The organism is Shinella zoogloeoides (genome assembly GCF_022682305.1).
Classification (GTDB): Bacteria; Pseudomonadota; Alphaproteobacteria; order Rhizobiales; family Rhizobiaceae; genus Shinella; species Shinella zoogloeoides_B.
On the sequence record NZ_CP093528.1, the window covers coordinates 2,801,821 to 2,826,622 of the forward strand.

The window sequence follows — 24,802 nt, forward strand, 5'->3', positions numbered from 1 at the left end:
GTTCAATCCGCGCCGGCAGTCGCAACACGGTGGAGAACCGGCCTGAGCGCGAAGAGCAAGAACGCGGCCGCCAGCGTATAGAGCGTGAAACCGAACATCTGCTGTTCCACCGAAACACCGAGATCAAACAGCATTCCCATGAAGCCGGGGGCAAGTGCGGAGGCGACGACGCTGCTGGCCATGGTAATCGAGCGGATGGCGCCGAGGTGCTCGCGGCCATAAATCTCCGCCCAGAGCGCGCCGGTGACGGGTCCGACGAAGCCGGAAGCGACGCCGACGAGCCCCATGAAAACCGGAACCATCGCCGCGTGGCTGAACAGGCACAGGACCAGGCAGGCGGCCGCGAGCGGGACCAGGCCGATCGGCAGGAGGGTCCGCGCACTCCATCTGTCGACCATGCCGCCGGCGATCAACGAAGCCGCCACCGTCAGGCCGGCATAGATCGGATAATTGGCGGCAAGCCAGGCGACGCTCCAGCCTTTACGGGTCACGACTTCGATCTGGTGAAAGAAGATGCCGGTGGTGATGAGTGAGTGCGACTGGACTCCGAGCAGAATGAGATAGAACAGCGGGTCACGGACCACCTGGCTGCGGGTTCGGTCTCGTGGACGTGCGCGCGGCCAGGCATTGGCCCCGGCATGGATCGCCTCCTCCGGCGGCGGCGCCGTTTTCAAGAGCCAGAAAAGCACTGGCGCGGCCGCGAGCAGCAGCACGCCGGCGACCGCCAGCCACACATCGCGCCAGCCGATGGCCGCGACGAGGGCAACGCCAGCCAGCGGCAGCAAGGCCTCCCCGACCGGATGCCCGAGCGACGCGACGCTGAGGGCGCGTCCGCGATTGAGATCGTACCAACGGGTCATGGTGACGCCGGCAATATGATCGAGCATTCCCTGGCCGCAAAAGCGCAGGAGGTAGAGCGCCACGGAAAAGGCAAGCAGCGACTGCGCATAACCCGTCAGAACGGCGGCCGCGGCGGTCGCCAGGACCGCGCAGACGGCAATCTTCTGTGCGGGATACACATCCACCATCCGCCCGACCCAGAGGATGCTTGCGGCACTTCCAAGCGTGGCGGCCATATATAGAAGGCCGAAACTGCTGTGTGTCAGCCCGAACTCCGCGCGAATATCACCGGAGAAAAGCGCTATGAAGAAGGTCTGCCCGAAACAGGACGCGAGGTTGAGCAAAAGCCCTGCCAGCAGCCATCGGGAATTCGTCAGCAGGAATCGTATATTTCGCATGGCAAGCAATACGCACTCGGCCCGCGCGGCCGGGTGGCGGCCGCGCCTGCAAAGGCGCTCCATCATGTGGCTGCGGGCAATCGGCCCTAGTGGCCGACGATCTGGCTCAGGAACAGCCGGGTCCGGTCCATCTTCGGCCGCTCGAAGAAGTCCTGCGGCCGCGCCTCCTCGACGATCTCACCGCCATCCATGAAGATGATCCGGTCGGCGACCCTGCGGGCAAAGCCCATTTCGTGGGTCACGCACAGCATGGTGATGCCGCTTTCGGCCAATTCCGCCATCACGTCGAGAACCTCCGACACCATTTCGGGATCGAGCGCGGATGTCGGCTCGTCGAACAGCAGGATGTTCGGGTCCATGCAGAGTGCGCGCGCGATCGCCACGCGCTGCTGCTGTCCGCCGGACAGTTGCGCCGGATATTTATGCGCCTGTTCGGGGATGCGGACACGCTCGAGGAACTTCATGGCCAGCGCGGTCGCCTGCGCCTCCGGCATCTTGCGGATCCAGAGCGGCGCCAGCGTGCAGTTCTCCAGCACCGTCAGGTGGGAGAACAGATTGAAGCTCTGGAACACCATGCCGACATCGGCGCGAACCTTGTCGACGTTCCTCAGATTGCCGTCCAGGCACACGCCGTTGACCAGGATTTCGCCGGACTGATGCTCTTCCAGCCGGTTGATACAGCGAATGAGCGTCGTCTTTCCCGAACCCGACGGACCGCATAGAACGATCCTCTCGCCTTTCTTCACGGCGAGAGAAACATCCTTCAGGACATGGAACGGGCCGTACCACTTGTTGACGTCGGTCATACTCACCACGATCCGGTCGGTCACGGCCGAAGCGACGTGCGGACTGGCGGCGCCTGTTTCGTTACGAGCCGATGGCATTAGATTCCTCCCGTGACGCCGCTGCCGCGTCTTTCCAGATAACGCCCGTACAGGGACATGCAGTAGCAAAGAACGAAGAAGATCGCGGTCCCGAACAGGAGCGGCTCCTGATAGAGCCCGTTCCATTCCGGGTTCTGGCCCGAGACGTTGATCATGCCCAGCAGGTCGTACATGCCGATGATGGAAACGAGTGTCGTATCCTTGAGATTGCCGATGAAATAGGTGACGAGAACGGGCGTCATCGTCTTCAGCGCCTGTGGCAGGATGACGAGATAGGTCGCCCGCCAATAGCCGAGGCCCAGCGACGTCGCCGCCTCGTACTGCCCTTCCGGTATGGCCTGCATTCCGCCGCGCACGACCTCGGCCAGATAGACCGCGGTAAAGAGGGAGAGGCCGACAAGCGCATACATGAGCTTGTTGAACTGCGTTCCGGCCGGCATGAACAGCGGCAGGAGCACGATGACCATGAACAGCAGCGTCACCAGCGGTATCGACCGCAGAACCTCGATGAAGGTCGCGCAGAAGATCCTGACGAGCGGCATCTCGGAGCGCCGGCCGAGCGCCAGCAGAATGCCGAGCGGGAAGGCGAAAAGCGACGAGCTGACCGCTATGATGAATGTCAGGAAAAGCCCACCCCATTTGCCTGTTTCGACATAAGGCAGCGTGAAGCCGTAGGACAGGGCCACCGCCCCTGCCGTGAGGAGGGTGACAAGCCCGGCCATCGGATAGATAAGGACGGAGGGATGCCTGTCGGCAAGCCCGAACAGTCGCCCAAGGTCTTGGGATAGGCTTCGCCCCGTGGTCATCGACAGGATAGCACTTGCCCAGTTCACAATGAGGAAGGCAACGCCGAGCATGGCGAGCGTCCGCGGAAGTAACGACCAGTCTCCGCCGAGGAACAGGTAAACGGCAAGGAACGGAAAGACCAGCACCATGGTCGCAAGGACCGTCGCCTTGTTGTGCGTGCGCGGCAGCCAGATGGGAATGGCCCAGAGAACCAGCAGGAGGCAGCCCAGATTGGCGCGCCAGCGCTCCGAGGCCGGGAACTGGCCGTACATGTAGCTGTCGAACCAGTGGACGACGCCCGCCCAGCAGGCGCCGTCGACATTCTTCTCGAAGCATTCGCGGCGCGTGCCGGCCTCCCAGACCGCATTGGTCACCGCCCATTCATAGAAGGGCGCTGCCGCCCGATAGAGGAGGTAGAGCGTGACGACGGTAAAAAGGCTGCTAGCGGGGGAATAGAACAGCCGCGTCCTCAACCAGTGCACCACACCCCTCTGCCCCACAGGGGCAGGGCGAGCGGGCATCGGCGTGAAGACGGTAGCGACGGAGGCTGTATCAGGCATTGCGGCGTCCCCTTGCCAGCAGATGGCGGTTATAGGCGTTGAGGATGCCGGCGACGGCGAGGCTGATGCTGGTGTAGAACGCCATCACCATCGCGACCTTCTCGATAGCATGCCCGCCCTGCTCGATAGAGGTGACCATGAAGAGGGTGATCAGTTCCGGGAAGCCGATGGCCACCGCCAGCGACGATTCCTTGATGATGTTGAGCCAGATGCTGATCAGCGAGGGAATGATGGTACGCAGTGCTTGCGGAAGGACGATGAGGCGCATCACCCGGCTCGACTTGAAGCCGAGCGCCGTAGCCGCCTCCCCCTGCCCGCGCGGCACGGCCTGGATTCCCGCCCGCACCAGTTCGGCGACGCTTGCGGCCTGATAGAAGGACAGGCCGCACAGGACCGCCAGGAAGGCGGGCGGAAGATTCCAGCCGCCGACGAAATTAAAGCCCTTGAGTTGGGGAACCTGCCATTCGAGCGGCTTGCCGACCAGATAGAAAAGCACGACCGGAACACCGACGACGAGGAGAACCTGCCAGGGCAACACGAAGGGGCGCCGCCCCGTGGCGCGCTGCCTGCGCCTGGCGAACCGTCCGAGCGCCATCGCGGCGGCGGCGGCAAGGACAAAGCCCAGCACACACACCCAGAATGGCTCGGACACCACCGGGCGCGGCATGTAGAAGCCGCGATTGTTGATCGGGAAGAGGCCGAGTCCAAACAGGTCGAGGCTCTGCTTCGGCTTGGGCAACAGGACGAAGATGCCGCCGAACCAGAAAACGATCTGCAACAGGGCCGGCGTGTTGCGGATGACCTCGACATAGGTTCTGGCCACCGTCGAAACGAGCCAGTTCCGCGACAGGCGCATGATGCCGATGAAAGTTCCCATCGCGGTAGCCCCGGCGATGGCGATGACCGACACCAACATCGTATTTAGAATGCCGACCACATAGACGCGGGCAAGGCTGTCGCTCGCGGAATAGGGGATCAGGGTCCAGGAAATATCGAACCCCGCCGAGGACCAGAGGAAGTCGAAGCCCGTCACCATGCCGATGGCGTTGAGGTTGCGGGAGACGTTGCTCGCCAGGTAGGCGACCGCCAGAAGGATACTGGCAGCGAGTGCGGCCTGCACCACCACCGACCGAACCTTCTTGTCGTAGAAATACCATGCGGCTGTTCGCCGGGGCGACGGGGCAGGCCCGTCAGGGACAGATACGGTTGTGTTCACGCTGGCGCTCATGGGGAACGGACGATGCGCCCGGCTGACGTTGCCGGGCGCATGCGTTTCCTGGATCAGTTAAACGGCGGTGCGAAGATGAGGCCGCCATCGATATAGCTGGCGTTCAGGCTTCCGGCGCGGGGAATACCCATGCCTTTCGGCCCGCCCTCCGGGCCATCGCCCATATAGAGATCATAGACCTCGCCGTAGTTCCCGACATGCTTGATGATATTGTAGGCCCATTCCGGCGACAGGCCGAGACCGACATTGAGGTCACCCTCAAGACCGAGGAAGCGGGACTGGTCCGCCGATTGCGGCTTGGCCTTCGCCTCATCGATGTTCTTCGACGTCAGGCCGATCTCCTCCGCCGTCACCATCGCATGGACGACCCAGGTGACGATATTGCGCCACTGACTGTCCCCCTGACGGACGAACGCGCCGAGCGGCTCCTTCGAGATGGTTTCGGGCAGGATCTCATGCTCGTCGGGGTTGGGGAATGACGCCCGGTCCGAAGCCAACCCCGAACGGTCGGTCGTGATGGCGTCGCAACCGCCCTTGAGGTAGGTCGCAAGGCGCACCTGCCGGTCCTGGAACATCAGCGGGTTGATCGTGATCTTGTTGCGGCTGGCAAAGTCGGCCACGTTGGCAACGCCGGTCGTGCCGGGATCCATGCAGACCGTCGCCCCGTCCAGTTCGAGCGCGCTCTTGATGCCGCTGCTCTTGGGCACCATGAAGCCCTGCCCGTCATAGAAATTGACGGTGGTGAAATCCAGACCGAGCTGCGTCTCACGCTTCAGCGTATTGGTCGCGGCGCGGACCATCAGGTCCGACTCGCCGTTTGCGAGCGACGTGAAGCGCGCACCGCCGGCGACGATCTGGAACTCGACCTTGGAAGGATCACCGAAGATCGCCGCGGCAACCGCACGGCAGACCGCCACATCGCGGCCGTACCATACGCCTTCGGGCGACAGCATGAACGTCCCCGCCTCGGGGCGCCCGACCTGGCAATTGACGGAACCGCGCGCCTTTACCTGCTCCAGCGTCGATGCCGCGCTAGCCGGCAGCGGGGCCAGCGTCATAGCGGTGACCGCAGCGGCGCCCAACACCTTCCCATATTGAAATTTCATCAGAAGAACTCCCCCAGAGCGTTGACGCATGCCGAGGCTGGCATGCCTGCGTGCCGAAAACGACGGTGCCGAGATAGCGATTATCAGGCAGCGCCTCCCCACCCGGAGATTTCTAGCGCACTTGATTATTTTTGTCCATAAGAAAGATTTTAAGCAAAAATCTAAAGCAGTACTAGCATTTTTTGGACAATATTATAATTAAGAGGGCAAACGCGCGACAGAATGCACGAAGGCGACGACCAGCGAGCGGTCACCGCCAGCCGCCGAAAACGCGCATGCGATCGAGAGGGAAATCGACATGACTGGAACTGAGACGAAAAGCCGGGAGCGCCCGCGGGAAACCTTTGGCCTCGCGGCCTATGGCGGCGCGGGCTGGTCGCAGCGCGAACGCAGCCATGCGGAGGAAATCGGCAGCCTTTGGACCGCCTGCGGCATCAACAGCGAATGGGCTCCGCTCAAGGCGGTGCTGCTGCATCGGCCCGGCGAGGAAATATCCTCCTCGGAGGACGACCACAATGCAATCCAGATGCTCGCACCCGTCGACATCGCCAAGGCGCAGGCCGAGCACGACGCGATCGCCGAGGCATATCGCGGGCTGGGGGTCGAGGTGCACTATGTCGAGCCTGCCGGTGCGCCCAGCCCCAATCTGATGTTCTGCGCGGATCTGGCCGTGATGACGCCGCAGGGCGCAATCCTGGCGCGCCCCGCCTCCACGGTGCGGGCCGGTGAAGAGCGGCAGGTCGCACGGCGTCTTGCCGCGCTCGGCATGCCGATCGTCAGGACGCTGACGGGAACGGCGACGTTCGAGGGCGCCGACCTGATGTGGCTGAACAGGGACGCGGTGGTCATCGGCCGGGGCCTGCGCACCAACCAGGCCGCGATAGACCAGATTTCCGGCCTGCTGGCGGAAACCGGCGTGAAGACGCACGCCTTCGACATGCCGTTCGGCACCATGCATTTCATGGGCATGCTGCGGATCGTCGACAAGGATCTGGTCATCGCCTGGCCGCGCCGCACGCCGCACGCGGCGGTCACGACCATGCTCGACAACGGCTTCAGGGTCGCCTTTGCACCGGACGAGGAAGAATTGAAGCAGAACCACGCCTTCAACATCGTTACGCTCGGACCACGCAAGATCATGATGGTCGCCGGCAATCCGAAGACCCAGGCATTCTACGAGAGCCTGGGCATCGAAACCGTGGTCGTCGGTGCGCATGAACTCGGCAAAGCGGCGGGCGCGACGGGCTGCCTGACCGGCGTGCTGCACCGCGAGCTGGTCTGACGGAGAGGCGCACGGATGCTCCAGAACCCGGTCCCCTGGCCCCATGGCGCACGTTGCGCGGTTGCCTTCAGCTTCGACATGGACGGCGAGAGCAATCTCCTGCAGAACTTCGGGGCCAGCGCGCGCGGCATGATCGCGGCCCGCACGCTGGGGCGCTTCGAGGCCCGGGCCGGCGTGCCGCGCATTCTCTCCGTTCTGGCGCGCCATGGCCTGCGGCAGACTTTCTTCGTGCCCGGCTGGTGCGTGGAGACCTATCCGCGCATCATCGAGCAGATCCTGGAAGGCGGCCACGAGATCGGCCATCACGGCTATCTGCACGAAGATCCCAACAGCCTTGACGACGAGCAGGAGCGGGACGCCTTCTGGCGTGGCCGCGAGGCCCTGATCAAGGCGACCGGCATGGCGCCCCGGGGCTACCGCGCGCCGAGCTACGCCTTTTCGCACCGGACGCTGCCGCTTCTGGCGGAGGCCGGTATCGCCTATGATTCCTCGCTGTTCGGCGACGAGGTTCCCTACCTTCTCAAGGACGCCGGAGGCGGCGACGTGCTGGAGTTGCCAAGTCTCCTTGCGCTGGACGACTGGACGCAATACGGCGACTTCGAGATGTTCCGCTCCGGCGCGCCGATAGCTTCGCCCCGGCAGGCCATGGAGACTTTCCGAGCCGAATTCGAGGCCGCATGGACCCATGGCGGCCACTGGATACCGGTCTGGCATCCGTTCCTGAGCGGCCGACTGTCCCGCTGCATGGCCATCGACGGCCTGATCGGAGAGATGCGCGAAAAAGGCGACGTCTGGTTCGCGACGCTCGGCGAAATCGCCACACATCTGCGCTCGCTCATGGCGTCGGGCGCCTGGTCTCCGACCGTCGAAACATTTCCTTTCGATTGAGCGGCCGGAGATCCTCATCATCGCAGACGCTCAGCGCCCGCCTTCGAAACGCCGCCGGGCCTCGCTGGGCGACACAGCCTCGCCACCGTTTCGCACCATATAGTCGAGCGACCGCTTGAGGCGGTCGGAATAGACCGTCTCGGCCATGGTATAAGTATGGCAGAGGAAGGACACGATCTGCGTACGCCCCTCCTCGTCCGCACGGCGCGCGACCGCGTCCCAGACGGCCGTGATCGCCTCGTAGTTGGAGAACTCATTCACCAGATACTGTGTGTTCAGCAGTCGATTGGCCGTATCCGACGGCAGGCCGCTCCAACCGACCGGAATCGCGAAAAGCGGATCCGCCTCATCGGGCGAGGCCGGCTCGCCGAGACGATCCGACGACATATGGAAGGCCGTGAGTGGAGCCATCCGCCAGTCCGCCAGCTTCTCCGGCCAGAAGAGACCGGGCGCGCAGGAAAGGTCGATGCCGATCCCTGCCGCCTTCATGTGCCGCGCCATGGCGAGCGTCTGCGCCTGGTATCCGTTCTTGTAGGCGGCGAAGGTCAGGCCAAGCCCGGCGAGCGAGGCCACGCCATCGGCGATCACTTCGCCCATGCGCTCGCCATCTTCATAATAGGTGCCCATGGGCAGGCGCTCTTCCGGCCGGCAGTACAGGTCTTCCTCCGGATGAAGCGCGAGATCCCCCCCGCCCTTTACCCATTCATGCCAGAAATCGATGAAGGGGCTTTCGAAGAAACGCCTGCGATACATCGGACTGGTCTGGACGCAGAACGATCCCTTGCCTCCGGCATGGTCATCGACAATCCGCTTCATGATTGCATATTTCAGCATCACGGCCGGATTATCGGGCGGCGTCGTTTCGGGATCGGGATCTCCATCGATATTCACGACGAACAGAACCTTCGATGTCATGCATATTCTCCGTTCCATTTCCACGGCAGCGCTCGCACCGCGGAAAGCAATGGTTCAAGGATGTCGATCGCTCAGAGCAGGGCGAGCCGGACGAGATGGTCGCGCATAGCCTTGCGGTTGGCGTCGGACAGTGCCGTCATCGGCAACCGCAGATGCTCTTCCAGCAGCCCCATCATGGCGAGGGCCGCCTTGACAGGCGCGGGATTGGTTTCGCAGTAGTTGAAAGCGGCGAGGTCGAGGATCTCGTTGTGGATCGCCAGCGCCGCGTCGAGCCTGCCGCCCCGCGCATGCGCCACCAGCCCTGCTACTTTTCCGGGCACCTGATTGGAGACGAGCGAGAACGCGCCCGCGCCGCCGAGCGCCATCATGGCCAGCGTCAGCTCGTCCTCACCGGAAAAGACCAGGAAGCCTTCCGGCGCCGCACGGATCAGGCGCATGGTGAAACCGAGATCACCCGAACCTTCATCCACCGCAACGATATTGGGGTGGCCGGCAAGGGCGAGCGTCGTGTCGAGATCGAGTGCTCTGCCGGTGCGGCCCGGAACGTTCGACAGGATAACCGGAGCCGGACTGTCCTCTGCAATGCGGGTGAAGTGATCGAAGATGCCTTGCGCCATGGGGCGGTTGTAGGGCGGCACGACCGACAGGATCGCATCGGCCCCCTCCTCCGCCAGCGCGCGCGACAGCGAGACGGCAGTGCGCGTGTCGCTCGCCCCGCCCGCTGCAACCAGCACAGCCTCCGCCGGCAGACGGCGGCGCAATGCACGCAGTGCGCGCTGCCTGTCCTCGAGCGGCACCGTCGCCTCCTCCCCGGTACAGCCGAAGAGGGCCAGCCCGCTGATGCCGGCTGCGAGTTGCCGTTCCGCCAGGCGGACGAACGTATCGCAATCGACCTCGCCATCCGGGGTGAAAGGCGTGACCAGAGCGGTGTAAGCACCAGAGCGAATTTTATTCATTTTGCCGATTTATCCGATAAATTGCGATTATCACCCCGACAGATAGACAATGTTGGAAAATTACGCAATAAAATAAGATAAAACTAGCAAATATGAAATCATCCAAAATCCCTTTCCATATCCGGCAGCCCTATTTCCGCGGCGTCAGGTGAACCCCTGCCAGAGTGCAGCGAACGGAGCCGCCGGCGCGCTCGACGGTGTGAATATCCAGCGGGACGATCGTCGCGCTTTCCTCGATCAAGGCGCGCTGATCGGCATTAAGCGCGGCAAGCGCCGTCGTCGAAAGCGCCAGGATGCGCCCTTCCCGCGCCTGCAACTCCAAAGCATTCCCCGCGAATTGACCGATCTGCCGGTTCGTCAGCCTGACGATGGCGCGGCCCGACCGCTCAAGCCGGGCGATCACCTCGTCGCGCCGGTCCTTGTCGGTCATCATGGCGTCGCCGAGCATGGCAAACCCGGTCGCGATGCACATCAGGACGTTTGTATGATAGATCGGCACGCCGTTGTCGTCGCACGCATCGAACACCATCGGCTCGAAATTGAAATGCGTGCAGAAGCGTTCGAGCGCGATCGGGTTGGTACGGTCGGAACGCACCGCATAGGCCACCCGGTCGATGTGATCGAGCACCATCGCCCCCGTCCCCTCCAGGAACAGGCCGTCCGGTTCCAGCCCCGAATAGTCGATGACGTCCTGCACGCGGTAACGCGCCTTCAGCATCTCGATCACGTCGCGCCGCCGCTCCCGCCTGCGGCTTTCCGCCTTCATCGGATAGATTGCCACATGGCCGCCCGCATGGGTGGAGAACCAGTTGTTGGGCAAGACGGAATCTGGCGTTTCCGCACCTTCGTCCTCGAAAAGATGAACGGTGACGCCGTAGCTTTCGAGCGTTTGCGCAGCGCGCGTGATCTCCTCGCGGGCCGCCGCCGCAAAGTCCTCGCCGGCATCGCCGGGCGCCTGGAAGCGGTTGTCGGCTGCGGTCTCCGTGTTGACGGTGAAGTGGTGGGGACGAACCATGACGACCGCGGACGGCGCCTGGATGGAGAAGGAAGATCGCTTCATCTTTCTACCTCTTGCCGCACGCGTTGCAGACGCGTGCAGGCGCGGGAAAATCCCCGATGACAAACCCTATGCTGACGAAAGGAACGAGCACTTTCCTCGACTGAAACGGTACGGCCATGGATGCCTCCTCTGCAGACTGCCAAAGAAGAGGCTAATCATCGGAAATGTTGACCGAAAGCGCAGATTCATGCCATTTTCGAGATAAAACTGGACAATATGCGCAACAAAAATGTAAAATTCGGCAAATGCAGAAGCCAATCGCGAAATATATGCCGGACGATCTGGATCGCCGGATCATCGCCCACCTTCGCGGCGACGGCCGTGCATCCCTTGCCAAACTGGCCGACGCGCTTGGCGTGGCGCGCGGAACGGTCCAGAGCCGCCTGGACCGCCTCATGGAAACGGGCACCTTGCTCGGCTTCACGGTTCGCGTACGGGATGATTACGACGCGCACAATGTCCTTGCGGTCATGATGATCGAGGTCTCGGGAAAGTCGACAACCCAGGTTATCCGCAAGCTCCGGGGCTTTTCAGAAATTCAGGCGCTGCATACGACAAACGGCAATTGGGACCTCGTCGCGAACATCCGCGCGGCCAGCCTTTCGGATTTCGACCGTGTCCTGCGCGAGGTCAGGATGGTCGACGGTGTCGCCAACAGCGAGACAAGCCTGTTGCTGAGCAGCGTCTGATGATCGCCGGTGGAAGGGGCTTTGCCGCGCTAAACGTCCGACATCGGTCAGTCATCCTCAACAGGCCTCCGCACCCTCTCAGCGACTGAAATAGGTACAATTCGGAATTTTTTCTGAGCCGGACCAAGACGCAACCTCCTCAATCCGGGCAGGATTTTGGCAAGAAGGTCGCCCGAAACTTTATTTAATTGTAACATGACCCGAGGGGATATGCGGGCCTATAGATAATGTCAGGCTGGATGCCGCCGGCGGAAACAAACCGCGACGCGACGACACCGGACAGCCTGCGGGCAGGCGCGATGCGCCCGCCTTTCCATCGAGGACAGCACCATGCGCTCGACATTCAAAACCATCGTCTTCACCTCCCTCGCCCTTTCGCTCGCCACCGGCGGCGCCTTTGCTGCCGGCCTGCACGAGAGCCACCAGTATGCTTCCGACGACCACGATTACGCCGGTCCGCAGATGTCCGTGCAGGCCGTGCCGGCACAGGCAAAACCGGCGATGGTCCCAAAAGCGCACCTCGACCGGGTTCTCGCTAGCCTACGCTCAGCCGAAAGAAATATCCGGCAGGAAGAGACCATGCACAGGCTTTCCGCCAGCGCAGCGCGCAAGCTCGAAGGCGAGGCCAGCGGCATCCGCCACCGGGCCGTGAGCGTCGCCAGCGCCCATAAGGGCGCAATCCCGAATGCCACGTTCCAGAGCCTCAAGAGCGACATCCGCAAGCTCGACCGGAACATCGTCCGGATGAGTTGACATCGCAGGTGGCCGGTCGTGCTCGGCCCGCCGGACGACCGGCACCGCTTCCATGCCCTGACCCGAATATCCATTATTTGGAGGACCTGGAAGAATTGTTCCTCGACAGCCTGCCCCGTGAGCTTGCCACCCCGGATCAAATCCATCGCTATGCGCAAGCATACATGGAAAAACTGCATGCCAATGCCGAGCGTGAGGACCGCCGCCGCAGGCAGTTAGACAAGCAGCTTGCCGAGATCGAAAAGGACAACGAGCGTCTGACGGACATGCTCATGCGTAGGCTGGAGACACCCGCGTCATCGACAAGCGTATCAAGGAACAGGCCGAAGAGCGGGCAGACCTTGAGCGCGAATTGCGCTCCCTGCCTGAAGCGAGCAACATCGTCGTGCTGCCGAGCGCCATCAGGCATTTTGCCGACAAGCTACGGCAAAGCAGGGCAAAGACGGAAGTCGTCCTTCAGGCGCTGGACGATATGGGCGAACTCCCCCGGCTGGTCCGGGAACTGGTGCATTCCATCACGGTCCGCAAGACGGAGACAGGAAAGGTTGAATGGAGGTTGTAAGCTCGCTTGAGCCGTTCCTGAACGATGATGGAAACCCCGTGAAGGCCAATCGCAGCTGGGGGGGGGGGATCGGTGGTAGCGGAGGAGGGATTCGAACCCCCGACACAAGGATTATGATTCCTCTGCTCTAACCTACTGAGCTACTCCGCCGCCCGAAAGGACGCTTGGAACGATGTCCGTTTCCGTCCGGTGGGCGGCTTATAAGGCGGGGTTCCTGCGGGTGTCAAGCGCGGTTTTGAGAAAAATCGCTTTGTCCGCAAAGGCTTTGGCCGGCGCGGCTTTTCAGGCCGCGGCCGGGGTGGAGAGGATGCGCCTCAGGGCGTCCTCGGCCGCCGCTTCCCGCTCGGAGCGCAGGATGAAGCCGCCGCCGTAGATGCGGGCATCCTCGCCCTCGCCGGAATAGAGCGCACAGGCCTGGCCGGGCGCGACGCCAGGCTCGCCCTCGGCAAGCTCGACATAGATACCAGCCTCGTTCGCCTGAAGACGAGCGGGGCGCGGCGGGCGGGTGGAGCGCACCTTGGCGTAGCAATCGAAACCGGCGGCGGAGACGGTTTCAAGAGCGCCGTCGCCGAGCCAGTTGATGTCGCGCAGGTAGAGGCGGCGGGTTTCGAGTGCTTCCTTCGGGCCGACGATGACGCGGCGCGAGCGGGCGTCGAGATAGACGACGTAGAGCGGCTCGCCGGTGGCGATGCCGATGCCGCGGCGCTGGCCGATTGTGTAATGCAGAATGCCCTCGTGGCGGCCGAGCACGCGGCCGTCGATATGCACGATCTCGCCGGCAAGCGCTGCATTCGGCTTCAGCTTGTTGACGATGTCGGAATATTTCCCCTGCGGCACGAAGCAGATGTCCTGGCTGTCCGCCTTCTTGGCGACGACGAGGCCCATCTCCTCGGCAAGCGCGCGCGTCTCGGCCTTGGAGAGGTGGCCAAGCGGGAAGCGCAGGTAATCGATCTGCTCCTGCGTCGTGGCGAAGAGGAAGTAGCTCTGGTCACGCTCGGCATCGACCGGGCGATAGAGCGCCCTCCGGTTCGGCGCATCCGGCGCCGGATTGGCGCGCGAGCGGATATAGTGGCCGGTCGCCAGCGCGTCCGCGCCGAGTTCCCGGGCGGTGGCCAGAAGATCGGCGAACTTGACGGTCTGGTTGCAGGCCACGCACGGGATTGGCGTCTCGCCGGCGATATAGCTTTCGGCGAAGGGATTGATCACCGTCTCGCGAAAACGCTTCTCGTAGTCGAGGACATAATGCGGGATGCCGAGGGTTTCGCAAACGCGGCGCGCATCGTCGATATCCTGGCCCGCGCAGCAGGAGCCGGCCCGGTGCACGGCGGCGCCGTGATCGTAGAGCTGCAGCGTGATACCGAGAACGTCGTAGCCCTCCCGTTTCAGGATGCCGGCCACGACCGAGCTGTCGACGCCGCCGGACATGGCAACGACGACACGCGTATCTTCGGGCTTGCGATCGAAATCGAGACTGTTCACGCGAGGTCCGTTCCGGTGCGCGGGCGCTGCCGTCATACACCTTTGAATTGGGGCCGATCCCGGCCGTTGCGGCATGCCGCGCTCGGCGGAATGCCCTTCGGGCGACATATAGAAACTTGCCGCACCGAGGGCAAGAGAAGGCGCAAAAGCCCCCTGCCCGCGCGAACCGGGATCAGATCAGGCGAAGACGCAGGGCGATGGCGATGGCCTGCATGCGGTTGACGGCCTGCAGCTTGCGGGTCGCGCTCTTGAAATAGCTGCTCACCGTATAGACCGAGATGCCGAGGATGATGGCGATCTCGTCACTGCTCTTGCCGGCCGCCGCCCAGCGCAGGCACTCCACCTCGCGGCTGGAGAGCTTTTCGCGGTTCGCGGCCAGCCCCACGAAGGTCTTCTCGAGGCATTCGAAAAGCTGGAGAGCCGCGAAATGCAGTTCCTTCAGCTCCGGGCGGGCGAGCAGGCCGCGCGTGCCGGAAAAGACCATGAGATAGGGATCGCAGGCCGTGGAATGCATGAGGAGCGCGGTGGAGACCGAAAGGCCGTAACTCTCGGCAAGCGCGATCGCCTCGCCGGCCTGTGCGCTTTCCCAGTCGGCAGGCGCCAGCAGCGCGCTGTCGCCCTGCACCGGCAGCTTCGTCATGCCGGTATCCAGCGCAAGCCGGCTGACATGGAAGAGATTCAGCGCGTCGTATTTGCGCACCAGATCGGCCGGCCAGTTGCTGACGAGCAAGCGCTCGGAAAACCGCTGCCGGTCGTCGGCCGGAAAGCGCGCGACCAGGAAATGGCCGAAGCCGAAATGATTGGCGCACTGGCGCATGAGGTGCAGCACCTCGTATTCGGTCTGCACGGATTCGATATTGGCCGGCGACAGGAATTCGGGCGACCAACCACCCTGCTGCGAGAGCATCTTTTCTGGGTCTCTCATTTTCCGTTTCCAACAGCCGGCGGATCGCGCCGGGCTTGGGTGTATTCTCGGTCCGGAAAATTTCGGGCGCACCGTTCAGTCAGGCGGCGAGAAAAAACGCCGCAGAAGCCATTTCCCTGTGGGAGACAGCTTGCGGAGGCAATACGTTTGGATGCGGCCTGGAGGCTTCCGGTGGCGTCAACACGACGCCGCCTCCGAATTTTGGGGCGTATTAGCAGCATTTGAATAAAATGGAAATGAAATATTTGCATGGCTCCCATGCGGGCGGCGCGGGCGAAAAGCCGGCGAACGCTAGGGAAGGCAGGACTTCCCGCAAATCGGCAGCGCCGGCGAACCCGCTCAAATGATTAGAAAATTGTTAGTATGCGCTTAGGCAAATCTTAAATGTGGCAGGCTACAGTCCCGCCATATGGTCTTGAGTTTATGTAGAGAGTCCAATGACCGACCTGATACGACCCCGCGTTAAATACGTCATCGGCCCCGATGGCAGCCCTCTTACGATCGCCGATCTGCCGCCGGCCAACACGCGGCGCTGGGTGATCCGCCGGAAGGCAGAAGTCGTCGCCGCCGTACGCGGTGGCCTCCTCAGCCTCGAAGAAGCCTGTGACCGCTATACGCTGACGGTCGAAGAATTCCTGTCCTGGCAGTCCTCCATCAACGACCACGGCCTTGCCGGCCTGCGCACCACGCGCATCCAGCAATACCGCCACTAGACATTTCCCGACACTGCCTTCTGCGGCCGCGCCCTGCGCGGCCGCAGTCGCGTTTGCAAAGGCCCGGTCCTCGACGCACGCTCCCGCGATGCGCCGATGCAGCACGGACCGTTCACCGCCCCGCGCCTTGCGGGCGGTCCGAAGACGGGCAAGGATAGCTCCGACGCAACGCAGCGAGGAGCCGATCCATGAACATCCTGCACGAAGAAACCGGCGCGAAGGGCCGCTATCACGTCACCGTCGAAGGGCACGAGGCGGAAGTGACCTATTCCCGCGCCTCCCCGCAACTCGTGATCGTCGACCACACCGGCGTGCCGGACGCGTTGCGCGGCAAGGGCATCGGCCAGGCGCTGGCGGCGCATGCGGTGGAAGAAGCCCGCAGGGGCGGCTGGAAGATCATGCCGCTCTGCCCCTTCTTCCGGGCACAGGCGATGCGCCACGAGGACTGGCGCGACGTCGTCACCCTCTGAGCGCAGACAGCAACGCGAAGAGCCCTCGTGAGCGGCCTTCCGGCCGATCGCGAGGGTTCTTCAAACTTGAACGGAGCGGACCGGCGCCTGATCAGGCGCGCATGCGCACCGCGTTGTCGCGCTCCTCCAGCGCCGAAGCCTTGGCGAATTCCGCCTCGGCCTCTTCCAGCGCCAGTTCGGCCGCATCCTGCTGCACCTTCAACTCCCGGATGGAGACCTGGAGATTGTCGGAACGCTGCCGCGCCGCCTTGGCGAAGGTCGGATAGGCGAAATGGCTGGGATCGGTGATCCCGGACTTCTTTTCCTCGATGGCGATCTGGCTTTCCAGCTCCTTCGACATCCGTTCGAACTCGGACATCATAAGCTGAAGCTGGGCCAGCTGCCGTCTTTTGTCTTTCACCTGAAATTCCTTCAGGCGAACTAGGCTCTCACGCGACTTCATACGCAATACTCCCGTGGATAGCGAGACCCCGGCATTGGAGCGAACGGCCGCCGAAAACACTGGCGAACGCCTGCCCCGCATTCCAAATCAGTCCCCGAAGCACGACGTTTTTCCGTGCGCCGGCGACCGGCATTCCCACCCGTAACGCGACAAACCCTGCCGAACCGTAAAAAAAATTCAGCGAGATTAATGAAATCCTACCGCTGGTAACCTTTCGTTTACGGGCATCGTTAATCATAGGTGCGATGATTTAAGGCTCGGTAAATGCGGATCACGAAAAAAGAGGTGCCCGCATTGATGAGTCGAAAGAGTCGGTTAGCTGTGTTTCCTAAAGTGAGAACTTAAGAGACACATTTCTGATTCATACGTAAAATCAGGAGTCTGCCTAAAATAATTAACAGATCGATACACCTTGCCAAAGTGAATCAGGATTTGTTAACCATTTCGTGGCAGCCTCCAAATCAGGCAACGACTGGATCCGTATCGCGTAGGGGGCCAGGTACCTTGGGCGGCGGAAAAGGGGACAGATATGCGGGTTCTACTCATTGAGGACGATAGCGCGACGGCGCAGAGCATCGAGCTGATGCTGAAGTCCGAAAGCTTTAATGTGTATACCACCGACCTCGGCGAGGAAGGTGTCGATCTGGGCAAGTTGTACGATTACGACATCATCCTGCTCGATCTCAATCTCCCCGACATGTCGGGCTATGAAGTTCTGCGCACGCTGCGCCTTTCCAAGGTCAAGACGCCGATCCTGATCCTCTCCGGCATGGCCGGCATCGAGGACAAGGTGCGCGGCCTCGGCTTCGGCGCCGACGACTACATGACCAAGCCCTTCCACAAGGACGAGCTGGTCGCCCGCATCCACGCCATCGTGCGCCGCTCCAAGGGCCATGCCCAGTCGGTCATCTCGACGGGCGAGCTTATCGTCAATCTCGACGCCAAGACCGTCGAAGTCGGCGGCCAGCGCGTGCACCTGACGGGCAAGGAATACCAGATGCTCGAGCTGCTCTCGCTGCGCAAGGGCACGACGCTCACCAAGGAAATGTTCCTCAACCACCTCTATGGCGGCATGGACGAGCCGGAGCTGAAGATCATCGACGTCTTCATCTGCAAGCTGCGCAAGAAGCTGGCGAACGCCGCCGGCGGCGCAAACTACATCGAGACGGTCTGGGGCCGCGGCTACGTGCTGCGCGAACCCGACGGGGATTATCTCGAAAGCGCCTGATAGCGCCCTCCCCGCTCAACGACATCCGACCCGCCGCTTGCCGGCGGGTTTTCTTTTGCCTGGACGCCGGCTTGAAGCGCAAAACAAAAACGCGGCCGACTCCTTCGAGCGGCCGCGCCGATATTTCGTTATGCGCTAGGATCGTTTCAGGCGGCGATCGACAGATTGCCGAAGACCTGGGTCAGGATCTTGCGGTCGAACGGCTTCAGCAGGAAGTCGTCCGCGCCGGCGCGCTTGCCCATCATCATCTTCTTCAGGTCCGCCTCGACCACGCAGTAGTAGATGCGCACCGATTTGCCCTGCGGCAGGTTGCGGATATTGGCGATCAGCTCCAGCGCGCCGTCCATGGTGGCGTCGACGATCAGGATATTGGGCAGTTCGGCCTCGCAGCGCACCAGCGCCTCAAGCGAACTCGAGGCTTCCAGCACGAGGAAATCGAAACCGGAAAGAATACGCTTGCCGACCTTACGGACGACATCGGAACTGTCGGCGATCATCAACCGCTGCATTAGCTGCTCCTAGGTCTCCCGCTCGGAAAGCGGGAACGATACAAGGTGCAACTCTACCGGCGCCTGGAAAACAAAGCGTTAGCGGCCATGGTTAACGAACCGTGGCCGCTCCGCAACCCTACTCGGCGGCCGGCTCTGCCATGCGCGCCGAGAAGACGATCTCTTCCGGGCTTACGGAAACGTCGAGTTCCATGCCGGCCTCGTCGGCGAGCAGCACGGTGTAGTAGGGCTGGATGGAATGGGCGTCGACCGCCTCTTCCGGCGTGCCGGTGAGGATTTCCGTGAACTTCGGCGGCACGCGCAGCATGCGGCCCTTCACGGCGAGCTTGAACACCGCGTCGAATTCCGGGTTCTCCAGCGTCACGTCGATGGAGCCGCCGCGCGGGATCGCGCCATAGGCGATGAGAAAGAGGTTGAGCAGCAGCTTGACGCGGTTCTTCGCGACGATGGCGCGCGGCCCGCTCCAGGTGATTTCCGTCTTCTTCTCGGCGGCGGCGAAATCGCGCGCGGCCTTTTCCGCCTCGCCCGTATCGATCGATGCGCCGACGGAGCCGGAAGCGCCGAAGGCAAGCCGCGCGAACTTCAGCCGGACGGATGCGTTGAGCGCACTGGTGCGGATGAGGTCCATCGCCTCGGCATCGGCGCCGCCCTCGTCGAGCAGCTCGAGACCGTTGTTGATCGCGCCGACCGGCGAGATGACGTCATGGCAGACGCGGCTGCACAGAAGCGCTGCCAGATCGGGACCGGTCAGCGTAAGGTTCGGATTTTTCGCCATAAAATTCTCCCAGATCCACGCATCGATTCATCGCGGGACGCTTCGCCAAGGGCGCGCGCGGCAACATTCCGCACGACGCATAGCACGCCACGATTGCGCGAGGCGTGCCCTATCTCATGACAGCCATAATGACACCACATTTGGTAAACCGATTATTAAGACCATCGGATCAAATTGCGGAAGGAACGGGGCCGAACACAGGAAGGCGAACGGACATGGCTATTTCACATCCGGCCACGACGGCATTCAGGATCGCGGCGGCGCTTTGCGCCATCCTGCTCATGGCCCTGCCCGCAAGGGCGCAGCAGAGCAACCAGTATTCCATGCAGGAGATCGTCGATGCCGGCCACGGCTTCTTCGGCGAGACCTCCGGCGCCCTTGCCAAGGTGGTCGAACGCGCCTTCGAATCCTATGGGCTGCCGAACGGCTACATCCTCGGCCAGGAAGGTTCCGGCGCCTTCGTCGCGGGCCTGACCTATGGCGAAGGCACGCTCAACACCAAGAATGCCGGCCAGCACTCCGTCTTCTGGCAAGGCCCGTCGCTCGGCCTCGACTGGGGCGGACAGGGCAGCCGCACCATGATGCTCGTCTATAACCTGCCCGACGTGAACGCGCTTTACGACCGCTTCGGCGGCGTCTCCGGCTCGGCCTATGTGATCGCCGGCCTCGGCATGCAGGTCAATGTCAACCGGGATATCGTGCTCGTGCCGATCCGCACCGGCGTCGGCGCCCGCATCGGCATCAATGCCGGCTATCTCAAGCTGACGCGCCAGCCGACCTGGAACCCCTTCTGAGCCTCCTCGGATCGAATGAAACGGGCTTATCATCCGTCAAACCAAGCAAGCGTTGATTTCGACGAATCGCCCCTGTGCAAGTTCGAACGAGCCGCTATAGTGCGCTCGTTCGAGACCCATTTTGGGCCATGTTTGGAACGAGTTGACCCGTGATCGAGTACGCCCTCCTCTTCGCGCTTGGCTTCCTCGCCGCCACGCTGACCGGCCTGCTCGTCGCACCGGCGATCCAGAAGCGCATCGTCAAGTTCACCGAAGAGCGCATGCGCGCCACCATGCCGCTCAGCCCGCAGGAAGTGCGCGCGCAGAAGGACATGGCGCGCGCCGCCTTCGCCGCAGAAAACGCACGCCTTGCCCAGAACGTGCGGCGCGAGCGCGACAGGCATACGCTTCAGGTGGTGAAGAACGAGAAGCTGCTGGCCGAGGCCGCGGGGATCGCCACGGAAAACGCCGAACTGCACGCCCAGATCGCCGACATGAATATCGAGGCCGGCGACATGCGCTCGGCCCTGCGCCGTGAGGAGATGAAGAGCGAGCAGCTTCGCGCCGCGCTGGTGGCCGCCGACCGGGACATGCGCGCCAAGCTCGCCGGCGTCAGCCATCTTCATGCCGACCTCGACAGCATGCGCATCGACCTGGCCACCCGCGAAACGGCGATGGAGAACCTGAAGAGCCGCATCGGCAACCTGAAGGACGAGCGGGACAAGCTGCGCCAGGACCTGAAAGCGGCCGGCGATAAGGCGATCTCACTCGAAGTGCGCCTGTCGCGCGAAGAGGGCCGCGTGCGCCAGCTCGAAACCAAGCTGACGCGGGAAGTCGCCGGCAACGCCGACAAGGACAACGCAATCGAACGGCGCATCGCGGAAATCGACCGCCTGCGCGAGAAGGTGAAGACATTGACGGCCGAAAACAAGGAAGCGGTAAAGGCGGTGCGCGCCACCGGCCTTGCGCGGACGATCTCGACGAGCCGGCTTGCCGGCCGCCGGCCGGAGAAAGCGCAGACCGTGCCCCCCATCGATATCGCCGCGCTGGAAGAGGAAGCCCGCAATCAGGGAACCGCCCTGACCGAACGGCTTCTCGCCGCCAAGGCCGACACGAACGACGCGGCGCTACGCGAAGAGATGGCCGACCTCGCCGGCAAGATGATCGTGCTGACGGCCGCGCGGGAAGGCGCAGGCTCGCCGGTGCATGAACTGATCGCCACGATCGACCCAGGCCTTGAAGGCGACGAGCGCAGCCTCGCCCGGCGCGTGCGCGAAAAGATCGGCCGCGACGAGGGCTGACCGATCGATCCGCCAATAGCCATCGGGCGAGAACCCGGCACGGCAACGCGGCAGGTCGTAGCTGGCATCGTTTCCGCATGGCATCGCCCTCGCCTGGAGGGTTCGGGAGGAGTCCCACGGCATGGCAAAGCTCGTTTTCGCTTTGAACCAATCCCTGGACGGATATGTCGATCACACGGCATTCGCGCCCGACCCCGCGCTCTTCCGTCACTTCATCGACGACATGCGCGGCCTTGCCGGCGTGCTGTACGGCCGGCGCATGTATGAGGTGATGCGTTACTGGGACGACGACCGCCCGGAATGGGACGAGGCGGAGCGCGATTACGCGGCGGCATGGCGGAGCCAGCCGAAATGGGTCGTTTCGCGCTCGCTGCAATCCGTCGGCCCCAACGCCACGCTTCTCGCGGGCGACATCGAGTCGGCGGTACGGGGACTGAAGGCCGAGCTTGCCGGGGAAATCGAGGTCGCCGGCCCGGAACTGGCGAAAAGCCTGACCGACTTCGGCCTTGTCGATGAATACCGGCTGTACATCCATCCCGTCGTCATCGGCCACGGCAAACCGCTCTTCGCCGGCCCGCGGCCGCCGCTGCGCCTCGTGGCGAACGAGCGCATCGCCGGAGATGTGGTCAGGCTGACCTATGTTCCAGCCTAGTCGCGGCTAGAGCATTTCCAGCCGAAGCGGGATCGCTTCGGCGTCGGATACTGCGGTAAAACAAAAAGCTAAAGCATTTCCGGTGAACTGGAACTCACCGGAAATGCTTTAGGCTACCCGCCCCATCGCCAAGGCTATCTGGTAGAGCGCGATGCCGCTTGCCGTCGCGACATTGAGGCTGTCGAGGCCCGGACGTTGCGGGATGCGCGCCGTGCGGAACGATGAGAGGATATTTTCCGGCAACCCCTCCCCCTCCGTGCCCAGCACGAGCGCGATGCGCCGCGCTGACGGAATGGTCGCGACCGGAACCTCGCCGCGCGGGGAAAGCCCCCAGATATCGAAGCCGGCCTCCGCCAGCCCCCGCAGCATCGCCTCGCCGGACAGCCCGCGCGAAAACGGCACCGTCAGCACCGAGCCGACCGAAACGCGGATCGCCTTGCGGTAGAGCGGATCGCAGGACGTTTCGTCGAGAAATACCGCATCCGCGCCGAAGGCCGCCGCGTTACGGAAGATCGAACCGGCATTGTCGTGATTGGAAAGTCCGCAGCCGGCCAGCACAAGGCTCGTCTCGGGCAGGCGGGCGAGAAGCGATGCACCGATCTCCGCAGCCGGTTTGCGGCCGAGCGCCAGCACGCCGCGATGCATGTTGAAGCCGGCGATCGCGTCGAAGACGGCCTGCGAGGCGATATAGACCGGAACAGCCGGCGGAAAGGCGGCCAGCACCTCCGCGATGCCCGCAAGGCGGCTTTCGAGCAGCAGGATCGCCTCGGCGGCAAAGCCGTTGCCGCGCGCCTGCGCCTGTCCGAGCATGCGCAGCACGACGGTGCCTTCCGCGATGAAGAGGCCCTCGCGGCCGGTCAGGTCGCGCTCGCGGATCGACACGAAGCCGGCAATGCGCGGATCGGCGGGATCGTCGATACGGACCGGTTCGGCCGCCATCGGCGTCACTTGCCCGTAACGTCGATCTCGGCGACAGTGCGGCCGGCCGCGATATCGAAGAGGAACGCCTTGCGCGCGCCATCGGCCGTCACGCCGTAGAACAGGACCTGCCCGGCGGACTGCGACACGGCCGAAACGGTAAAGCCGTCGGGCAGCGCCGCCGTCGCCTTGACCGGCGCATCGCTCGGCACCACGCCGCCGCTGGCCGAAACGGCGGCTTGCGGCTTGCCATCGCGCGTGTTGATCTTATAGACAATGGCCGCGAGCACGGCCATGAACATCAGAAGCATGATGCCGCCCGACACGAGTTGCAGGCGCATCATCTTGCGACGCACATTCTCCATCACGGGGTCGAGCGGCTTGTCTTCCTGATCGTCGGTTTCGATGTGGGACATGGCAGCGCCCTTCCGGCAATGAGTATAGTTGAACGATGACCGACCCCTTTAAAGAAGCCGAGGCAACAAGAAAAGTCCTGACCGCGCCGGAAGACGCGGAGGGGCGCATCGACGCATGGCTTGCCGCGACGCTTGCCGGCGACTATTCGCGCAGCCGCATCAAGGCGCTGATCGAGGAGGGCGCGGCCGTGGTCAACGGCACGGTGATGACCGAGCCGAAGCGCAAGGTGCATCCCGGCGACGTCATCGAATTCACCATGCCCGCCCCGCGCGACCCGGAACCGAAAGGCGAGGACATCCCGCTCGATGTGCTCTACGAGGACGACGACGTGATCGTGCTGGTCAAGCCCGCCGGCCTCGTCGTGCATCCGGCCGTCGGCAACTGGACGGGCACGCTCGTCAATGCGCTGATCTACCATTGCGGCGAAAGCCTTTCCGGCATTGGGGGCGTCCGCCGCCCAGGCATCGTGCACCGGCTCGACAAGGAGACGAGCGGAGTCATGGTCGTCGCCAAGAACGATCTCGCCCACCGCCATCTCTCCGACCAGTTCGCCGACCACGGCCGCACCGGCCCGCTGGAGCGCGCTTACCAGGCCGTCGTCTGGGGCCGCCCGCGCCAGCTTCGCGGCACCGTCGACGCCCCGCTCGGCCGCGGCGCGGACCGCACCAAGCGCGCCGTCAAGCGCGAGGACGCCGACGACGCCCGCGAGGCGATCACCCACTACGAAGTGGTCGAGCGCTATGGCGAGACCGAGGACGGCACCAGCCTCGCCTCGCTGGTCGAATGCCATCTCGAAACCGGCCGCACGCACCAGATTCGCGTGCACATGGCCCATATCGGCCATCCGCTGATCGGCGACCCCGAATATGGCGCGGCCTTCAAGACGAAGGCGAACCGCCTGCCGGACGAGGCGCGCAAGGTCGTCAACGGCTTCCGCAGGCAGGCGCTGCACGCCTTCCTGCTGCAGTTCGAACATCCTTCCACCGGCGAGACCATGCATTTCGAGGCCCCGCCACCGGCCGACATGGAGCGGCTGCTGAAGGCCCTGCGCATCATGGACGAAGCCACGGACCCTTGATTTCCGGGCACCGCACCCCATCTTGTAGCTGTGCCGCCAATCCTTTTCCCGCCCCGTCTTCACGCAGCCGTGAAGGCGCGTGACGCCTTGAATCATCCTTTCGCCATACCTATCTTTAGGATCGGTGGGGTCGCCATGACGACCCACGGGGAGCATGGTCGCTGACGGGGATCCGGTCTTCAGGATCAAGCTCCGTACCGAGGCTTGCCGGAATG

General features: G+C 63.2%; 27 protein-coding genes and 1 tRNA gene. 12 read left to right on the plus strand and 16 right to left on the minus strand.

The genetic code is table 11. The features are described from left to right. Positions 1-2: 2 nt before the first annotated feature. From MOE34_RS13965 to MOE34_RS13985, 5 genes are all read right to left on the minus strand, one after another. On the minus strand, positions 3-1,304 hold the full coding sequence (locus MOE34_RS13965) for an MFS transporter (RefSeq protein WP_242217792.1): 1,302 nt from the start codon (positions 1,302-1,304) through the stop codon (positions 3-5). 20 nt (positions 1,305-1,324) lie between these two features. Continuing rightward, positions 1,325-2,122 (minus strand): amino acid ABC transporter ATP-binding protein, encoded by a 798-nt coding sequence (locus MOE34_RS13970; protein WP_431522382.1) that lies wholly within the window; start codon positions 2,120-2,122, stop codon positions 1,325-1,327. Next, positions 2,122-3,468: an amino acid ABC transporter permease gene (locus MOE34_RS13975; RefSeq protein ID WP_242217793.1), complete on the minus strand. Its 1,347-nt coding sequence runs from the start codon at positions 3,466-3,468 to the stop codon at positions 2,122-2,124. The genes MOE34_RS13970 and MOE34_RS13975 overlap by 1 nt, the downstream gene beginning before the upstream one ends. Then, positions 3,461-4,684 (minus strand): amino acid ABC transporter permease, encoded by a 1,224-nt coding sequence (locus MOE34_RS13980; RefSeq protein WP_242217794.1) that lies wholly within the window; start codon positions 4,682-4,684, stop codon positions 3,461-3,463. Before MOE34_RS13980 ends, MOE34_RS13975 begins: the two co-directional genes overlap by 8 nt. A 65-nt stretch (positions 4,685-4,749) precedes the next feature. After that, entirely contained in the window at positions 4,750-5,802 is a 1,053-nt protein-coding gene (locus MOE34_RS13985; protein ID WP_242217795.1) for an amino acid ABC transporter substrate-binding protein, read from the minus strand. Between the two features lie 298 nt (positions 5,803-6,100). Between MOE34_RS13985 and MOE34_RS13990 the strand changes: the two genes are divergently transcribed. Both MOE34_RS13990 and MOE34_RS13995 read left to right on the plus strand, forming a co-directional pair. Then, positions 6,101-7,084 carry a dimethylarginine dimethylaminohydrolase family protein gene (locus MOE34_RS13990; RefSeq protein ID WP_242217796.1) on the plus strand — a complete coding sequence of 328 codons (984 nt, stop codon included), beginning with the start codon at positions 6,101-6,103 and terminating at the stop codon, positions 7,082-7,084. A gap of 15 nt (positions 7,085-7,099) precedes the next feature. Then, positions 7,100-7,972 carry a polysaccharide deacetylase family protein gene (locus tag MOE34_RS13995; protein ID WP_242217798.1) on the plus strand — a complete coding sequence of 291 codons (873 nt, stop codon included), beginning with the start codon at positions 7,100-7,102 and terminating at the stop codon, positions 7,970-7,972. Positions 7,973-8,002: 30 nt separating this feature from the next. Here MOE34_RS13995 and MOE34_RS14000 read toward each other — a convergent pair whose 3' ends face one another. The 3 genes from MOE34_RS14000 to ctlX form a co-directional block, all read right to left on the minus strand. Beyond that, entirely contained in the window at positions 8,003-8,887 is an 885-nt protein-coding gene (locus tag MOE34_RS14000; protein WP_242217800.1) for a hypothetical protein, read from the minus strand. 71 nt (positions 8,888-8,958) lie between these two features. Next, positions 8,959-9,843 carry a 4-hydroxy-tetrahydrodipicolinate synthase gene (dapA, locus tag MOE34_RS14005; protein WP_242217801.1) on the minus strand — a complete coding sequence of 295 codons (885 nt, stop codon included), beginning with the start codon at positions 9,841-9,843 and terminating at the stop codon, positions 8,959-8,961. A 130-nt stretch (positions 9,844-9,973) separates the two neighbouring features. Further along, positions 9,974-10,903, minus strand: coding sequence for a citrulline utilization hydrolase CtlX (gene ctlX / locus MOE34_RS14010; protein ID WP_242217802.1), 930 nt, complete (start codon positions 10,901-10,903; stop codon positions 9,974-9,976). A 245-nt stretch (positions 10,904-11,148) separates the two neighbouring features. Here ctlX and MOE34_RS14015 point away from each other — a divergent pair, with 245 nt between their 5' ends. From MOE34_RS14015 to MOE34_RS14025, 3 genes are all read left to right on the plus strand, one after another. Beyond that, positions 11,149-11,592: an Lrp/AsnC family transcriptional regulator gene (locus MOE34_RS14015; RefSeq protein WP_242224019.1), complete on the plus strand. Its 444-nt coding sequence runs from the start codon at positions 11,149-11,151 to the stop codon at positions 11,590-11,592. A 330-nt stretch (positions 11,593-11,922) separates the two neighbouring features. Beyond that, positions 11,923-12,345: a hypothetical protein gene (locus MOE34_RS14020; RefSeq protein WP_242217803.1), complete on the plus strand. Its 423-nt coding sequence runs from the start codon at positions 11,923-11,925 to the stop codon at positions 12,343-12,345. Positions 12,346-12,697: 352 nt separating this feature from the next. Further along, a complete protein-coding gene (locus MOE34_RS14025) occupies positions 12,698-12,907 on the plus strand; it encodes a hypothetical protein (protein ID WP_242217804.1) in 210 nt (69 codons plus the stop codon). A 73-nt stretch (positions 12,908-12,980) separates the two neighbouring features. Here MOE34_RS14025 and MOE34_RS14030 read toward each other — a convergent pair. The 3 genes from MOE34_RS14030 to MOE34_RS14040 all read right to left on the minus strand — a co-directional run bounded on the left by MOE34_RS14030 (position 12,981) and on the right by MOE34_RS14040 (position 15,311). Further along, positions 12,981-13,057: transfer RNA gene (locus MOE34_RS14030), tRNA-Met, on the minus strand. 132 nt (positions 13,058-13,189) lie between these two features. Then, positions 13,190-14,422: a tRNA 2-thiouridine(34) synthase MnmA gene (gene mnmA, locus MOE34_RS14035; RefSeq protein ID WP_431522383.1), complete on the minus strand. Its 1,233-nt coding sequence runs from the start codon at positions 14,420-14,422 to the stop codon at positions 13,190-13,192. 136 nt (positions 14,423-14,558) lie between these two features. Beyond that, a complete protein-coding gene (locus MOE34_RS14040; RefSeq protein WP_242217806.1) occupies positions 14,559-15,311 on the minus strand; it encodes a helix-turn-helix transcriptional regulator in 753 nt (250 codons plus the stop codon). 437 nt (positions 15,312-15,748) lie between these two features. Here MOE34_RS14040 and MOE34_RS14045 point away from each other — a divergent pair, with 437 nt between their 5' ends. Both MOE34_RS14045 and MOE34_RS14050 read left to right on the plus strand, forming a co-directional pair. After that, a complete protein-coding gene (locus MOE34_RS14045; protein ID WP_160785326.1) occupies positions 15,749-16,024 on the plus strand; it encodes a DUF1153 domain-containing protein in 276 nt (91 codons plus the stop codon). Between the two features lie 188 nt (positions 16,025-16,212). Next, complete coding sequence (locus tag MOE34_RS14050; protein ID WP_242217808.1) at positions 16,213-16,494, plus strand: GNAT family N-acetyltransferase; 282 nt, start codon at positions 16,213-16,215, stop codon at positions 16,492-16,494. A 91-nt stretch (positions 16,495-16,585) separates the two neighbouring features. On the opposite strand, the gene MOE34_RS14055 is transcribed toward MOE34_RS14050, so the two are convergent. Then, on the minus strand, positions 16,586-16,936 hold the full coding sequence (locus tag MOE34_RS14055; protein WP_160785324.1) for a flagellar export protein FliJ: 351 nt from the start codon (positions 16,934-16,936) through the stop codon (positions 16,586-16,588). A 529-nt stretch (positions 16,937-17,465) separates the two neighbouring features. Here MOE34_RS14055 and ctrA point away from each other — a divergent pair. After that, the gene (gene ctrA, locus MOE34_RS14060; RefSeq protein WP_064331096.1) at positions 17,466-18,164 is read left to right on the plus strand and encodes a response regulator transcription factor CtrA; all 699 of its coding nucleotides are present in this window, start codon (positions 17,466-17,468) and stop codon (positions 18,162-18,164) included. 146 nt (positions 18,165-18,310) lie between these two features. On the opposite strand, the gene MOE34_RS14065 is transcribed toward ctrA, so the two are convergent. Both MOE34_RS14065 and chpT read right to left on the minus strand, forming a co-directional pair. Further along, positions 18,311-18,673 carry a response regulator gene (locus MOE34_RS14065; RefSeq protein ID WP_242217810.1) on the minus strand — a complete coding sequence of 121 codons (363 nt, stop codon included), beginning with the start codon at positions 18,671-18,673 and terminating at the stop codon, positions 18,311-18,313. A 118-nt stretch (positions 18,674-18,791) separates the two neighbouring features. Then, complete coding sequence (gene chpT, locus MOE34_RS14070) at positions 18,792-19,448, minus strand: histidine phosphotransferase ChpT (protein WP_242217812.1); 657 nt, start codon at positions 19,446-19,448, stop codon at positions 18,792-18,794. Positions 19,449-19,663: 215 nt separating this feature from the next. Here chpT and MOE34_RS14075 point away from each other — a divergent pair, with 215 nt between their 5' ends. The 3 genes from MOE34_RS14075 (at position 19,664) to MOE34_RS14085 (ending at position 22,174) form a co-directional block, all read left to right on the plus strand. After that, positions 19,664-20,242: a DUF1134 domain-containing protein gene (locus MOE34_RS14075; RefSeq protein WP_242217814.1), complete on the plus strand. Its 579-nt coding sequence runs from the start codon at positions 19,664-19,666 to the stop codon at positions 20,240-20,242. Positions 20,243-20,391: 149 nt separating this feature from the next. Then, complete coding sequence (locus MOE34_RS14080) at positions 20,392-21,522, plus strand: hypothetical protein (RefSeq protein ID WP_242217816.1); 1,131 nt, start codon at positions 20,392-20,394, stop codon at positions 21,520-21,522. A gap of 121 nt (positions 21,523-21,643) precedes the next feature. Then, the gene (locus MOE34_RS14085; protein WP_242217818.1) at positions 21,644-22,174 is read left to right on the plus strand and encodes a dihydrofolate reductase family protein; all 531 of its coding nucleotides are present in this window, start codon (positions 21,644-21,646) and stop codon (positions 22,172-22,174) included. Positions 22,175-22,282: 108 nt separating this feature from the next. Here MOE34_RS14085 and MOE34_RS14090 read toward each other — a convergent pair whose 3' ends face one another. Next, positions 22,283-23,113, minus strand: a complete 831-nt coding sequence (locus MOE34_RS14090; protein WP_242217820.1) for a TrmH family RNA methyltransferase — start codon at positions 23,111-23,113, stop codon at positions 22,283-22,285. 5 nt (positions 23,114-23,118) lie between these two features. Then, a complete protein-coding gene (locus tag MOE34_RS14095; RefSeq protein ID WP_242217822.1) occupies positions 23,119-23,508 on the minus strand; it encodes a hypothetical protein in 390 nt (129 codons plus the stop codon). Positions 23,509-23,543: 35 nt separating this feature from the next. Here MOE34_RS14095 and MOE34_RS14100 point away from each other — a divergent pair, with 35 nt between their 5' ends. After that, a complete protein-coding gene (locus MOE34_RS14100; RefSeq protein WP_242217824.1) occupies positions 23,544-24,587 on the plus strand; it encodes an RluA family pseudouridine synthase in 1,044 nt (347 codons plus the stop codon). The last annotated feature ends 215 nt before the right edge of the window (positions 24,588-24,802 follow it).